This window comes from Mycobacteriales bacterium (assembly GCA_035550055.1).
Lineage (GTDB): Bacteria > Actinomycetota > Actinomycetes > JAFAQI01 > JAFAQI01 > DASZTV01.
In genome coordinates this window covers 1-14,163 of record DASZRO010000035.1, presented here as the reverse complement: position 1 = coordinate 14,163, position 14,163 = coordinate 1, and the positions used below count along the sequence as shown (strand labels likewise).

The following is a 14,163-nucleotide window of genomic DNA, read 5'->3' as shown; positions in this document are numbered from 1 at the left end:
TCCTTCTATTCGAGCGGGAGCTGGACCGAGACCGAGCCCTTTGCCTGGACCTGGTCGTCCTGGTTGACGATGCGTACGTCGACGTCGGCGACATGCACCCGACGGCGCTCCTCGCGTACGCCGGTGACCGTGCCGGTGATGAAGCTGGCGTCGCCGGTCAGCGCGGGGGAGCGGTACTTCACGTCGGCGTGGGTGATGTGACCCCATTCGCCGGCCCAGGCCGCGACGTAGTCGAGCACCCACGCGCCCATCGACGCGCCGTACCCGTAGCCGCGTGCCATCCCGATCTTCTTCGCCCACTGCGGCTGCAGGTGACCGCGTGACGGCCCGTAGTACGCACCGTCGGTGCGCTCGGGGTCGCGGCGTTCGAGGTTGCGGTCGCCTTCGTTGCCGGCGAACTCCTTCGTGTAGCCGAGGTCGATGCCCTTGACCGACGTCGGGCCTTTCGCCATCGCGCCCCACGTGGTCATCGGGTAGGCGCGCCACTCGGTGGTGAAGCTGGCGAGGGTGTGCGGGCCGAGGACGTTGCGCGGCAACGTGTCGCCTTCCTTCACCGAGCCGAGCAGCCGCTTGTCGTGCCCGAGTGCCTGCACCGCGTCGATGAACTCGCCCTTGATGACGTCGAGCTCCGCGATCTTCTCCTCGGTCCACTCCGGTTCGGCGTCGCCGGCTTCGGAGTCGGCGTTGTAGAGGTCCTTCTCCTTCGCCTTACGGACCTTGTAGCGGATCGCGGTCGAGCGCTGCAGCGCGACGCGGCCCCCCTTGTCGGTGATGTAGAGGGTGTCGCCGCGCTGGAAGCAGGTCGGGCCGGCGAAGGAGGTCTCCGACACCTTGTAGTCATAGGGCATCCGGTGGCAGAGCACCTTGTCGCCGGGCTCGAGGCGAGCCTCGAAGAACCACCATTCGTCGCCGCCGAAGACCAGGTGCGAGTCGGGGATCCGGCCGACCTGCGCCGGTGCGCAGCCGTGGCTGGTGTCGGTCGCCACGGTGAAGGACTGGGGCGCGACGATCCGCCCGAACCGGCTCTCCGCGGCGTACTTCTCGTCGTAGTGCAGCGGGTTCGGGTAGTGCATCGCCTGCACCCAGCGCCTGATGTCGTTCAGGGCGATCGGGTCCTTGAGCTCGCCGGGCATGATCGGCACGCCCATGTGCCGGGCGAGGTCGGAGACGTCCAACCCCTCGCCTGCATCAGTGGAGTCCGTATCGGTCATGCCTTCTCCCTTGCTTCGAGCAGCGCGCGCAGCTCGTCGTCTCGAACCTTGGTCTTGCTTGCGGTCAGCGGGATCTCGCCCGCGCCGAAGAACTCCACCCGCTTGGGCACCTTGTACGCCGCGATCCGCTCGCGCAGGAAGCCTTGCACGTCCGCTGCCGTCTCGGTGGCCCCGTCGCGCAGCTCGACGCACAGCACCGCGAGCTGGCCCAGCCGTTCGTCGGGCACACCGAGCACCCGGGCCAGCTTGACGGGCGGGTACGCCCGCAGCGCCACCTCGATCTCGGCGGGGGACACCAGCGTCCCGGCGGTCTTGATGACCTCGTCGCGCCGCCCGCTCCAGTGGACGCCGCCGTCCTCGCCGACGTGGCCGACGTCGCCGGTGTGGAACCAGCCGTCGGCGTCGAAGCACTGCTGCGGGGTCTTGCCGAGGTAGTGCTGCATCAGGGTCGGGCCCTTGATGAGCAGCTCGCCCTCCTCGCCGGCGGGCACCGGCTCGTTGGTCTCCGGGTCGACCACGCGCAGCTGGTTGCCCGGCAGCAGTACGCCGAGGCTCGAGCGCATCAGCTCGCGCGAGCTGCTCGACGGGTAGGCGCAGATGAACGCGCAGGTCTCCGACATGCCCCAGCCGACCGGCATCTGCCAGTCCGGGTCGGGGTTGGTCACGCTCGGGTGCTTCGCGAACACCGCCTTGCCGAACACGCTGCGCAGGCTGGACAGGTTGGTGCTCGCCCAGTCGCCGTGTTCGGCGAGGCTGCGCGCCTGGTGCGGCAGGGTGTAGGCCTCGGTCACCCGCTCTCGTTGCATCAGTGCCAGCGCGATGCCGGCGTCGAACCCTTCCTGCATCACCCAGGTGCCGCCGGCGGCCAACGTCGCACCCATTGCGGTGTTCATCCCGGCGGTCCAGAAGATGGGCAGCGCAGTCCACATCCGGGTCTGCTCGTGGCGACCGAACAGCTCGGCCTGGATCCAGAACTGAAGGGTCGGCGCCTGGTGGTGGTGCACGACGCCTTTCGGCGTCGACGTCGTACCGGAGCTGAACATGATCAGTCCGGTGTCGCCGGGATCGGTGACCGCGACCATTGCGCCGATCACGCCGTCGTCGGTCTCGTCGGCGTCGCCGAGGAACGACTCCCAGCCCTCGATGCCGTGCCGGTCCTCCTCCGGCCCGAGGGCGACGACCAGTGCCGGCACCGCGGCGTCGTCGTCCTGTAGCGAGGCGATGTCAGCGGCGAAGCTGCGGTTGCCCATCGACGTCTGCAGCAGCAGCGCGCTGGGCGCGGCGGCCTCCAGCAACGTGGCCAGCTCGAGCTTCGTCGCGAACGTCGACAGCGGCACGATCACCGCGCCGGCGAGGGCCGCCCCGAAGTAGGCCGCGACCGCCTCGGGCCGGTTGGCCATCAGTGTCGCGACGCGCTCGCCCGGGTTGACCCCGCGCGCGATGAGGGCGCGAGCGACGTCGCGTGCCTGTCGCTCGAGGTCGGCGTACGTCCAGCGGATCGTCTCGCCGCCTCGCAGCGGGTCGTCGAAGACCAGCGCCTCGTTGGCGGCGTACCGGCGGGCGATCTCGAGCAGGAAGCCGCCCATCGTGAGCGGCCGGCCGGAGGCGATGAACGCGTCGGGATCGAACGGCGGACCCTCGTAGAGCGGATGTGCCATCCGCCCCCCTCTAGCCATAGCAATCTTCCATTCGGCCGACGTGCGAGAGCGGATGTGCCATTCGCTCCGCTGTGACAGACTTCCACACGTAGGAGAGCAGCGTTCTCCTCCAGCGCCGTCCAGATTCTCTTACGGAGGCTCCGCCGTGACGATCGAGGCCAGCCCAGGGGTCGACGCGGTCACCGCGACGGTGATCCGCTCGGCGATGGAGACCATCTGCTTCGAGATGGCGACGTACGTGTCGCGCACCGCGACGACGCCCATCCTCAACCAGTCCAACGAGCGCAACGCGACCATCCTCGACGCCCACGGCCGGCTCGCGGCGCTGTCGGTCGGCATCCCGCAGTTCATGCTCTCCTCGACGCTGCCGGTCCGTTTCGCCAGCGAGTTCTTCGACGGCGAGCTCTACCCGGGCGACGTGCTGATCGCCAACGACCCCTACCACGGCGGCGGCCACCTGCCCGACGTCAACGTCTTCGCGCCGGTGTTCGACCCGGACGGCAACCTGATGCTGTTCGCCTCCATCCAGTGCCACCACGGCGACACCGGCGGCGCGATGGCCGGCGGTTACAACGTGTTCGCCAAGGACATCTGGAGCGAGGGCGTCCGCTACCCGGTGCTCAAGCTCGTCGAGCGCGGCGTGGAGCGGCGAGACGTCGTACTGATGATGCGGTCGAACAGTCGGCTGCCCGGCTTCATCGGCGACCTGCGTTCGCAGGTCGGCGCCGCGCAGCTCGGCGCCCGGCGGCTGACCGAGATCATCGAGGAGTACGGCGCGGCCGCGCTGCAGGGGACCGTCGACTGGACGATCGCCGACGCGACGCGTCGGTTCTCCGAGGAGATCGCAAGCTGGCCCGACGGCACCTACACCGCGGACGTCTACTGCGACCACGATCCGGCCGGCAACACCGACATCCACGTGCACTGCGAGATCACGGTGACCGGTGATCGGCTGATCATCGACTTCGAGGGCTCCGACACCCGGCCCCACATCCAGGCGTGGTCGACGTTCGGCAACACCCGCGGCAACGTCATCGCGCAGCTGGCGAGCCTGGTCGACCCGACGATCCCCAAGAACGAGGGCTTCTTCAACTGCATCGACCTGCGGGTGCCGGAGGGGTGCTGTCTCAACCCGACGGAGGGCAAGCCGGTCTCGAGCGGGACCCATCACCCAGGGGTGGAGGTCGGCGACGCGATCGCCATCGCGATGAGCAAGATCCTCCCGGACCGGTGCTGCCCGCAGAGCTACAAGTTCGGCAGCCCGCGCCAGATGTGGGGCGACGTGGACCCGCGCACGGGACGCCCGTTCTTCGACCACGGCGGCGAGGTCAGTGCCGGCTGGGTGAGCGCGGTCAAGGGCACCGACGGCTGGGGCGCGCTCGCGGCCTCGATGGGCAACCTCATCAAGGCGAGCGCGGAGATCAACGAGCAGCTGTTCCCGCACATCCTGCGCGGCCGCAACTTCATCACCGACTCGGGAGGCCCCGGTCAGTGGCGGGGCGGCTGCGGCAGCCACTTCATCAAAGAGGTGCGTACTCCGACCCAGATCAACCAGTACGTCGTCAACCAGCGTCACACCCACCCGGGCATCGCCGGCGGCCATGACGGGTCTCCCGACATCTGCTACGTCGGGGAGACGAAGGTCGAGACCGCGGTGTCCGGCGTACTGCTCGACACCGGCGACCGGCTGGACTACAAGTTCGGCGGCGGTGGGGGCTGGGGCGACCCGCTCCTGCGCGACCCGCAGGCGGTGCTCGACGACGTGTGGGACGAGTACGTCTCGATCGAGGCGGCGAAGCGCGACTACGGCGTCGTCATCACCGGATCGCTCGAGGACATGACGCTCGCGCTCGACGAGGACGCCACCCAGAAGGAACGCGCCGCGCGCGCGGCGAAGGGCTAGCTCCGTGGCGGGTTATCGAATCGGTGTCGACGTCGGCGGCACCTTCACCGACTGCGTCGTGATGCGGCCCGACGGCAGCCTGCTGCTCGAGAAGTCGCCGACCACCCCCGCCGACCAGAGCGACGGCGTCGTCAACGCGCTGACCCAGGCCGCCGCGGCGGAAGGGCTCAGCCTCCACGAGCTGCTCGGCCGGACCGACACGATCGTGCACGGCACGACCACCGGCGACAACACGATGATCCAGATGACCGGCGCGCCGACCGGGCTGATCGTCACGAGGGGCTTCCGCGACGAGATCGAGTTCCGCCGTTGCTACAAGGAGGACATCTGGGACCCGTCGCTGCCGGCGCCGTACCCGATCGCCCGACGTCGGGTGCGGCTCGAGGTCGACGAACGGATGACCGCCGAGGGCGAGGTCGAGACGCCGCTCGACGAGGAGGGCGTGCGCAAAGCAACGGCACGGCTGCGCGCGTTCGGTATCACCTCGATCGCGATCAGCTTCCTGCACTCCTACCTCAACCACGCGCACGAGCTGCGGGCGCGCGAGATCGTGCTCGACGAGTACCCCGACGTGGAGATGGTGTCGCTGTCCCACGAGGTGCTGCCGAAGCCGCCGGAGTTCGAGCGGACCTCGACCACGCTCGTCAACGCATACGTCGGCCCGCCGATCGCGCGCTATCTCGGCCGCCTGACCTCTCGGCTCGCCGCGGCGGGGTACGCCCACGAGCTCCTCGTCGCGACCTCGTCGGGCGGGGTGGCGACGGCCGATGCGGCAGCGCGCCGAGCGGTGGCGACGATCGGCTCCGGACCGACCGGCGGTGTTACCGCGTCGGCCAAGGTCGCCGGCAAGGCCGAGCTCGGTGACGTCGTCAGCGTCGACATGGGTGGGACGAGCTACGACGTCTGCCTGATCCGCGACGGCCGGCCCGAGATCAAGATGGATTGGAACTGGTTCCATCGCTACTGCATCGGCATCCCGATGATCGACATCCCGTCGGTGGGCGCCGGCGGCGGTTCGATCGTCTGGGAAGAGGGCGGCGTCCTGCACGTCGGCCCGCAGTCGGCGCAGAGCCAGCCCGGTCCGGTGTGTTACGGCCGGGGCGGGACCGAGCCGACGGTCACCGACGCCGATCTGGTGCTCGGCCGGTTGGCGCCGGACGGCTTCGCGAACGGCCGGATGACCCTCGACGTCGACGCCGCGCGGAATGCGCTCGCCAAGGTCGGCGAGCGCGTCGGGATGTCGGTCGAGGACGTGGCGGCCGCCGCCGTACGGATCGTCGACGCCAACATGACCGACGCGGTACGCCGGGTGCTCTCCCTCGCCGGCGCCGACCCGCGCAAGCTGAACCTGGTCGCGTTCGGCGGGATGGGCGGCGTGCACGCGACGGTGCAGGCGCGCGCGCTGGGGATGCGCCGCTGCGTCGTACCGGCCGCCGCGGCAGGGTTCTCCGCGCTCGGCCTGCTGTCGGCGAACCACGTGATCGACGACTCCCGCGGCTACATCTCGCCGATCGCGAAGGTCGACCTGACGCATCTGGGCGCCCTGGCCTCCGAGCTCGAGGCCAACGCGCGTGCCGAGCTGAAGGTCGCCAACGTCCCCGACGAGCGGATCAAGCTCGAGTGGTCGCTGCTGCTGGTCTATCCGGGCCAGACCTTCGACGTCTCGATCCCGGTCGAGCACCCCGCCGACGTCGACGCCGCCGTCAACGAGTTCCACCGCCGCAACGCCGAGGCACGGTTGATCGAGGCGCGCGCGCAGGACCCGATCCTTCGCGGCGTACGGCTCGTCGCCGTCGGTGAGGTCGCGCAGCCGATCGACCTGGTGCTGGAACGCGCGACGTCGATCGAGCCGGCGAGCTCGCGGCGGATGTACATCGGCGACTCCTGGCACGACGAGGTGGCGGTGTACGACATGGCGTCGATGCGCCCGGGCGTCACCCTCACCGGGCCGGCCGCGATCACCGGCCCGTTCACTACCGTCATCGTCGGGCCGGGCGAGCGCGCGCAAGCGACGCCCGAGGGCGACATCCTGATCGACCTCTGACGGTGATGGACCACGTCGGGCTGTGCCCGGCCGACTTCGACGCCTCGCTGCGGTTCTACGTCGACGGCATCGGCCTCGAGGTCGTCTTCGACGTCACGCTTCGCGGCGACATGTACGACCTGCTCGGGGTGCGCACCGACTCGGTGCGGACCTGCTTCCTCGCTGATCGGGCCACTCCGGGATCGGCACGGCTGGAGCTCATGCAGCTCTTTCCGGGTGACGGCGTCGACGGGCCGAGGACGGGCTATCCGCAGCGAGGCCTGACATTGGTGTCCTTCATCAGGCCGGTCGAGCAGACCCTGGCCAGGCTCGCCGACCTCGGCCTCGGCGGGACGCCTCGCATCATGCCGACGCCGGCCGGCAAGCTCTCCGCCATGGTCGTCGACCCCGACGGGGTGATGGTCGAGCTGCTCGACCAGGCCGTCTCCTTCGGCTGAGCACTCGAACCGGTCTTCGGCGGGTGGCCGGATCGACACGGAGTGGGGCTAGTCCCCGTCACGCATGTAGATGGATCGGATGGGGCTGCTCATCAGCGAGCGGACCAGCGGTTCGTAGTGCTCGAGCGGCGGGGTGTCGTACGCCGGCTCGAAGGCGGGCGAGTCGTACTCGGCGCAGAACTCCGCGGTCAGGTCGAACTCCGGCTGGCCGCGGTACTTCTCGCGGATGTCCCGGTCCAGGCCGAGGTGGTGGAAGAAGTAGTAGCCCTGGAACTCGGCGTGGTGCTCGACCATCCAGTGGATCTCGGGGCTCACGAACGGCTTCACGATTGCGGCTGCGATGTCGGCGTGGTTGAACGAACCGAGGGTGTCACCGATGTCGTGCAGCAGCGCGGCCAGGACGTAGCGGTCGTCGCGGCCGGCCCGCTCGGCGCGAGCCGCCGTCTGCAGCGAGTGCGTCAGTCGGTCCACCGCGAACCCGCAGAAGTCGCCGTCGAGCAGACGCAGGTGGTCCAGCACCCGGCTCGGAAGATCGACCATGTAGTTGGCCTGGTGCGTGGCGATGATCTGCCAGTCCTGCTGCGTGCTCTGTGCCATGTCGTGGAACGTCGCGCGATCACTTACCTGAGTCATGTTGCCAATCCTCCAACGGCGAGCGCCTCGGCGCCGAACCCTACCTCCCGCCGAGCCCAACGTTGTTGGTCTTTCAACCCCCCTTGAGAGACCAAGAACGTTGGGCTCGGCGGGGGTTCATATGCTCTTGCGTCGTGGACTATGACCTTGGTGCGGACGCCGCTGCGCTTCGCTCGCGGCTGCGTCAGCTGATCCACACTCACATCCCCGAGACCTTCCAAGGGGCGTGCACCGACGACCCGGCCGACCTCGAGTTGTGCAACGAGTTCTGCCGCATCCTCGCCGAGCAAGGTCTGCTCTGCTTGGCCTGGCCGGAGGAGTACGGCGGCGGTGGCGGCTCGGCGTGGGACCAGACCATCGTCCGCGAGGAGATGTGGGCTCACCACGAGCCGCGCGGCCCGCAGTACATGGGCGTCAACTGGGTCGGCCCTGCGTTGATGCGTCACGGCACCCAGGCCCAGCGCGACAAGCATCTGCCGCCGATCGCGGCCGGTGAGGTGATCTGGTGCCAGGGGTTCTCCGAGCCCGAAGCCGGCAGCGACCTCGCGTCGCTCCGCACTCGTGCAGTCAAGGACGGCGACCGCTGGGTCGTCACCGGCCAGAAGGTCTGGACGTCGTACGCGCTCATGGCGCAGTGGTGCGTGCTCGCCACCTGCACCGACCCTGAGGCGCCGAGCGAGCAACGCATCACGCTGTTCCTCGTCCCGATGGATCGGGACGGCATCGAGGTACGCCCAATCCCGTCCATGCTCGGGCCGCACCACCTCAACGAGGTGTTCATCGACGGGCTGCGAGTCGGTCCGGAAGATGTGCTCGGCGAGGTCGGCGCCGGGTGGAAGGTGATGCGCGACGCGCTCGCCTACGAGCGGGTCGGCATCGCGCGGTACGCCCGGTGCGAATCGCTCATGCAGCGCCTGCTCGAGGTGCTCGACGTCGACGCCGGCGCGTGGGAGTCGCTGGCGCCGGCCCTGCACGCGCGATGGGTACGCGCTCTGGTCGACCTGCGCGTCGCCCGGCTGCTCGCCTACCGCGCGGTCGGTGACGGCGCCGGGATCGACCCCTCGGCCGCGTCGACCGCTCGCATCGTCACGACGATGTGCGACCAGACCGTCGCCGAGGTGCTCGTCGACGCGGTGGGAGCCGGTGCGCTCGACGCCGGTCCCGACGCCATCCTGCACGGCTCGATCGACGACCACTGGCGCTACGCGCAGGCCGCCACCGTCGCCTCCGGCACGATCGAGGTGCAGCGGATGCTGGTCGCCCGGTCGGTTCTCGGGTCGTCGCGGTGAACACCGCGCTGCCGGAGGACGCCGTTGCGTACGGCGAGGCGGTGCGCGGCCGGCTGGAACGACTCGGTGGGGTCGAGTTCGGGCTGCGCGCCGAAACGGAGCGCGGGCTGCGCGACGATGCCGTCAAGGCACTCGACGAGCTCGGGGCGTTCGAGCTCGACGTGCGCGACGACCTCGACCAGTTCCTCGCTGCCGCCGAGCTGTGCCGTGCGGCCGGTGCGCTGTGCCTGCCGCTTCCGGTCGTCGAGACGCTGTTGCAGGTCGACGGGCGGCGCCTCGCGTTGATCTCACCGGCTGCTCCACGGGTCGATCACGGCGACCTGCCCGGCGAGTGGATCGGGTCCGATCTCGACGGAGCCGCTCACCTCCTGACGATCGGCGGTCTACCGGCGCGGGCGAAACTCGGCCCGTTCCTCGTGCCGGCCGGCCTCGGCGAGCCGGTCGACCCCGTCGCCGGCGACGACGTCGCCCGGCATCTCGTCCTCGGTGCGTGGCGGATCCTCGGTGGCCTGCAGGCCGCGTTCGCTCAGGTGGTCGAGCACGTCAAGGCGCGCAAGCAGTTCAACCAGGCGCTCGCGCAGTTCCAGGTAGTGCGGTTCGGCATCGCCGACGCAAACGTTGCGCTCGTCGGGCTCGACGAGCTCGCCCGCTACACCGCGTGGCGGCTCGCCGCCGCTGAACCGTCGAAGCGCCGGGCTGACGCGGTGGCGTTGCGGTTGCATGCCGTGGACACCGCGCGGTCGGTGATGCGTACCTGCCACCAGCTGCTCGGCGCGATCGGGTTCTGTGACGAGCACGACGTGTCGGTGATCGACCGGCACCTCCAGCCGTTGCTCCGGGAGCCGTTCTCCGGCGAGTCCCTGGCGCTGCGGCTCGTGCCGGCGGTCCGCAACGGCGAGTTCGAGACGCTGTTCTCTTCATGAGGACGGGGATCCCCGGCGTCTTGGACGCCGCGCTGCGGGACCGGCCGGACGCGACGGCGGTCATCGCGCGCTCGGCCCGACTGACGTACGCCGAGCTCGACGCGGCAGCCGATCGCGCCGCTGCGGCGTTGTGGGAGCTGGGTCTGCGTCCTGGCGATCGGCTCGCGGCGAGCCTGCCGAACGACATCGACGTCGTACTCGCCTTCCACGGCGCGATGCGGCTGGGCGCGATCTGGGTCGGCGTCGGTGAGGCGCTGGCCGTGCCCGAGAAGCAGCACCTGCTCCGTGACTGCGCCCCGACGCTGCTGCTGGCGGGCGACGCCGCGGTCGCGGACTGCGCCGACGCGCTGCGGTCGGTCGGTGGCCGCGGCGTGACGGCCGAGGAGCTGCGTGCCGCGACCGACTCGGCGGGACAGCCGCCGACGGTGACGATCGACCCGCATGCCCCCGCCGGCATCGCCTACACGAGTGGCACGACCGGCGTACCGAAGGGAATCGTGCATTCGCAGCACAACCTGTTGCTGCCCGGGGAGGTGCTCGTCGCGAGCCGCGGGTGGGGTCCGTCGTTGCGCAAGGGCGACTGCCTTCCACTCACGATCCTCAACCTCATGGTGCTGACCACGCTGCTGACCGCGCAGGCGCAGGGTTGTTGTGTCGTGATGGACCGCCGCGACGCCGAGGGCATCACCGAATGGATCGAGCGTGAGCAGGTCACGCATTGGAACGGTGTGCCTGCTCAGCTGCACGACCTCGTCACCCGCAAGCAGGTCGACCCGGCGCGGCTCGCGTCGCTGCGTGAGGTGTGGAGCGGCGGCGGCGACTGCCCCGACCAGCTGCGGGCGCGGTTCGCCGAGCTCTACGGGTTGCCGATCCGCGCGACGTACGGCCTGACCGAGGCCCCGACCGTCGTGTCGATCGACCCGGTCGGCGGGGAGCGGCGGCCGGGCGCCAGTGGCCGGGTGCTGCCACACCTGTGGGTACAGGCGCGTCGTGACGACGGCACGCTGCTGCCGCGAGACGCGGAGGGCGAGCTGTGCCTGTCCCCGCGTTCGGAGAGTGAGTGGACGGGTCGCTGGACGCCCTACCTCGGCGTGTGGCGCGAGGGTGAGGTGGTCGACCAGCCGACGGTGCCGGTCCCGACCGGTGACTACGGCGTCGTCGACTCCGAAGGCTGGCTGACCGTCCTCGACCGGTTGAAGGTGCTGATCGTGCGCGGCGGGGCGAACGTGTACCCGGCAGAGGTCGAGCGCGTGCTGGTCGCCGAGGAGGCTGTCGCCGGCGCCGCCGTGTTCGGCGTGCCGGACGAGCGGATGGGCGAACGCGTCGCCGCGCTCGTCGAGACCGCTGGCGAGGTCGATGTCGATGCGTTGCTGGCGGCGTGCCGGCGGCAGCTGGCGGACTACAAGATCCCGGAGCGGATCGCGGTGGTCGACGCGCTGCCCCGCAACGCTATGGGCAAGGTCGTGCGTACCGGTTTGGTCGAGCTGCTGGAGAGTGTCGAGGGTGACTGAGCAGAAGCGCACCGCCATCGTGACCGGCGGCAGCGGCGGCATCGGCTTTGCGATCGCCGAAGGGCTGGTCGGACGCGGGTACGACGTCGTCATCACGGCCCGCAACGAGGACCGGCTGCGCGCCGCCGCCGAGAAGATCGGCGCCCGCTACGTCGTAGCCGACGGCGCGAACGAGCAGCAGATGTCCGCGGTGGCGGACGCGGTCGACGAGGTGCATCTGCTCGTGCACTCCGCGGGCATCCTCAAAGGCACGTTCCTTCGCAAGCTCTCCCTCGACGACCTCGACCAGGTGCTGAGCGCCAACTTGCGATCGGCGTTCGTGACGACGCAGGCGGTGCTGGCGAAGATGCCGGTCGGTGGTCGGCTGGTCTACATCGGCTCGTCGGCGAGCAAGGAGCCGATGAAGGGCCGTACGGCGTACTCGGCGTCCAAGGCAGGGCTGGACGCGTTCGCGTCGGCGCTGCGCCGTGAGGTGAGCCGCGACGGGATCAACGTCAACGTGGTGATCCCGGCGCCGGTCGAGACCGACATCCTCGAGGAGGTCACCTTCGAGATGGTGGCGCTGCAGTCGAGCGACGTCGTCGACGCGGTGCTGTTCCTCGACAGCCTCCACCCGCGCGTCGTCGTACCGGAGATCTTCATGTACGCCAACCCCGAGGGACCGCTGGCGCCGCCGCCGCTGCTCCCTCCCGCAGCGAAGGCGAAGCAGCAGTCATGACCGCCCCGGAGATGACACCGATCCCTTTCGGCACCAAGTTGCAGCAGCTGGCCGAAGCTGATCCCGACGGCATCGGCGCGGTCCTGGTCTCCCTCGACGGCGCCGACACCTTTCTCACCTGGTCCCAGCTGGATCGTGGCGCCAACCGGTGGGGGCGAGTGCTTCAGGCGCACGGCGCCGGCGTGGGTGACCGGATCGCCGTCGCCGTACAGAACTCGGTCGACCTCACTTGCGCGCTGCTCGGTTGCTGGAAGGCCGGTGCCGTCCCGATCCCGGTGCGCTGGGACCTGCCCGACTGGGAGCGCGACCGCGTCCTCGCGGTCATCGATGCGGCCGTCACGGTGTCCAGCGACAACCTGGACGCGATGCGCGCCGAGGTCGCGGCGGCAGACGAAAGCCCGATGCCGGAGGTCGTCGCGCCGCAGATCAACGGCATCTGTAGCAGCGGCGCGACGGGTACGCCGAAGGTGATCATGAGCACCCGCCCGGCGGAATGGCTGCCGAGCCTGTCGGACCCGTTCATCTCCAACTGGCAGGGCTGCACCCGCCCGCAGGTCATCCTCGTGATGGCGCCGATGTACCACACGAACGGTTTCGCGACGCTCAACTTCCTGCTCGGTGGCGACCGGTTGGTGATCCTCGAGAAGTTCGACGCGAGGGTTGCCCTCGATGCGATCGAGCGGCACAAGGTGACGACGTTCACCGCGACGCCGACGATGCTGCAGCGCATCGCCGACGTCGAAGGCGTAGCTGACCGCGATCTGTCGACGGTCGAGTGGATCCTGCAGGGCGCGGCGATGATGCCGCCGTCGCTGCTGCGCACTTGGTTCGACCTGCTCGCGCCCGAGAAGGTCGTGATGGCGTACGGGATGACCGAGCAGCTCGGCCTCACCTCGTTGCGCGGCGACGAATGGCTGGCGCACGAGGGAAGCGTCGGGCGCGGCTTCCGGGACACCGAGATCCGCATCCTCGACGAGAACCGCAACCCGGTCCCGGTCGGCGAGCTCGGTGACATCTATATGCGCTCGCCGCTGACCGGCTCCTATGACTACCGGGGCGGCGCGGCGCTGCTGCCGATGACCGAGGACGGGTTCGGTACGGCGGGGGACATCGGCCGGGTCGACGAGGACGGCTACCTCTACCTCGCCGACCGTCGCGTCGACATGATCGTCACGGGTGGGGCCAACGTGTTCCCCGCCGAAGTCGAGAGCGCGCTCATCGACCACCCCGAGATCGCCGATGTCGTCGTGATCGGGCTGAAGGACGAGCAGTGGGGCCGCCGGGTGCACGCGGTCGTCGAGGCGAGGGACCACGCCGCGCCACCGACGCAGGCCGATGTCATCGCGTACGCGAAGGGCAAGCTCGCCGGCTACAAGGTGCCCAAGACCGTCGAGTTCGTCGACGCCATCCCGCGAAGCGCGGCCACCAAGGTCAGCCGCGGCGCGATGGTCGAGGCTCGCGGCGGCTGACCTCGGTTCCCACTCGGTCGTGAAGGGTTTCCGTCGTCCCCCGGGCGTTCGCCCTTCACAACCACCGTTCGGCCCGGGATGCATCCACACTTGGCTGCTCGACGGGACGGGCGGCGTTGCGCGCCGCCGACCGTGGGCGCGTGCTCAACCCGCTGCGTGATGCCGGTCTTGCCTATCTAGGTCGCGACACCGAGGGGATCGTCGACCTCGCGGCCTGCAGGGCAGCGGGCATGTCAGCCAAGAAGGTCCGCTGGCTGGTGGAGTCGGGTCGTTGGCAATACGTGTATCCGCGCACGCTGGCGACGTTCAGCGGGCCGGTTCCTTATCCGGCGCGGTTGCACGCGGCGGTGATGTACGCCGGCGCCGA

Annotated in this window: 12 protein-coding genes; 9 read left to right on the top strand and 3 right to left on the bottom strand. The window is 69.8% G+C overall.

Annotated features, from left to right (window positions below; all coding sequences use genetic code 11):
- Nucleotides 1–5: 5 nt before the first annotated feature.
- Nucleotides 6–1,211: a MaoC family dehydratase N-terminal domain-containing protein gene (locus VG899_06060; protein HWA65918.1), complete on the bottom strand. Its 1,206-nt coding sequence runs from the start codon at nt 1,209–1,211 to the stop codon at nt 6–8.
- The gene (locus tag VG899_06055) at nt 1,208–2,869 is read right to left on the bottom strand and encodes a class I adenylate-forming enzyme family protein (protein ID HWA65917.1); all 1,662 of its coding nucleotides are present in this window, start codon (nt 2,867–2,869) and stop codon (nt 1,208–1,210) included. Before VG899_06055 ends, VG899_06060 begins: the two co-directional genes overlap by 4 nt.
- Nucleotides 2,870–3,014: 145 nt before the next feature.
- On the opposite strand from VG899_06055, the gene VG899_06050 reads away from it, so the two are divergent.
- The 3 genes from VG899_06050 to VG899_06040 are packed head-to-tail and all read left to right on the top strand — an operon-like array spanning nt 3,015 to nt 7,253.
- Entirely contained in the window at nt 3,015–4,772 is a 1,758-nt protein-coding gene (locus VG899_06050) for a hydantoinase B/oxoprolinase family protein (protein ID HWA65916.1), read from the top strand.
- A 4-nt stretch (nt 4,773–4,776) separates the two neighbouring features.
- Nucleotides 4,777–6,816, top strand: a complete 2,040-nt coding sequence (locus VG899_06045; protein ID HWA65915.1) for a hydantoinase/oxoprolinase family protein — start codon at nt 4,777–4,779, stop codon at nt 6,814–6,816.
- A gap of 5 nt (nt 6,817–6,821) precedes the next feature.
- Nucleotides 6,822–7,253, top strand: coding sequence for a VOC family protein (locus VG899_06040; protein HWA65914.1), 432 nt, complete (start codon nt 6,822–6,824; stop codon nt 7,251–7,253).
- 48 nt (nt 7,254–7,301) lie between these two features.
- Here the strand turns inward: VG899_06040 and VG899_06035 are convergent, their stop codons facing one another.
- Entirely contained in the window at nt 7,302–7,886 is a 585-nt protein-coding gene (locus tag VG899_06035) for an HD domain-containing protein (GenBank protein ID HWA65913.1), read from the bottom strand.
- Nucleotides 7,887–8,020: 134 nt separating this feature from the next.
- On the opposite strand from VG899_06035, the gene VG899_06030 reads away from it, so the two are divergent.
- The 6 genes from VG899_06030 to VG899_06005 all read left to right on the top strand — a co-directional run.
- The gene (locus tag VG899_06030; protein ID HWA65912.1) at nt 8,021–9,175 is read left to right on the top strand and encodes an acyl-CoA dehydrogenase family protein; all 1,155 of its coding nucleotides are present in this window, start codon (nt 8,021–8,023) and stop codon (nt 9,173–9,175) included.
- The gene (locus VG899_06025; GenBank protein HWA65911.1) at nt 9,172–10,098 is read left to right on the top strand and encodes an acyl-CoA dehydrogenase family protein; all 927 of its coding nucleotides are present in this window, start codon (nt 9,172–9,174) and stop codon (nt 10,096–10,098) included. Before VG899_06030 ends, VG899_06025 begins: the two co-directional genes overlap by 4 nt.
- On the top strand, nt 10,095–11,609 hold the full coding sequence (locus VG899_06020) for a class I adenylate-forming enzyme family protein (GenBank protein HWA65910.1): 1,515 nt from the start codon (nt 10,095–10,097) through the stop codon (nt 11,607–11,609). Before VG899_06025 ends, VG899_06020 begins: the two co-directional genes overlap by 4 nt.
- On the top strand, nt 11,602–12,327 hold the full coding sequence (locus tag VG899_06015) for an SDR family oxidoreductase (protein ID HWA65909.1): 726 nt from the start codon (nt 11,602–11,604) through the stop codon (nt 12,325–12,327). The genes VG899_06020 and VG899_06015 overlap by 8 nt, the downstream gene beginning before the upstream one ends.
- Entirely contained in the window at nt 12,324–13,796 is a 1,473-nt protein-coding gene (locus tag VG899_06010) for an AMP-binding protein (protein HWA65908.1), read from the top strand. The genes VG899_06015 and VG899_06010 overlap by 4 nt, the downstream gene beginning before the upstream one ends.
- A 140-nt stretch (nt 13,797–13,936) precedes the next feature.
- Nucleotides 13,937–14,163 (top strand): hypothetical protein (locus VG899_06005; protein ID HWA65907.1); only part of this gene is annotated, 227 nt, incomplete at its 3' end.

What these genes read in the sequence shown, in the direction of transcription:
- VG899_06060 (HWA65918.1), bottom strand. Translation starts at nt 1,211, where the DNA reads ATGACCGATACGGACTCCACTGATGCAGGCGAGGGGTTGGACGTCTCC.
- VG899_06055 (HWA65917.1), bottom strand. Translation starts at nt 2,869, where the DNA reads ATGGCACATCCGCTCTACGAGGGTCCGCCGTTCGATCCCGACGCGTTC.
- VG899_06040 (HWA65914.1), top strand. Translation starts at nt 6,822, where the DNA reads ATGGACCACGTCGGGCTGTGCCCGGCCGACTTCGACGCCTCGCTGCGG.
- VG899_06035 (HWA65913.1), bottom strand. Translation starts at nt 7,886, where the DNA reads ATGACTCAGGTAAGTGATCGCGCGACGTTCCACGACATGGCACAGAGC.
- VG899_06020 (HWA65910.1), top strand. Translation starts at nt 10,095, where the DNA reads ATGAGGACGGGGATCCCCGGCGTCTTGGACGCCGCGCTGCGGGACCGG.
- VG899_06010 (HWA65908.1), top strand. Translation starts at nt 12,324, where the DNA reads ATGACCGCCCCGGAGATGACACCGATCCCTTTCGGCACCAAGTTGCAG.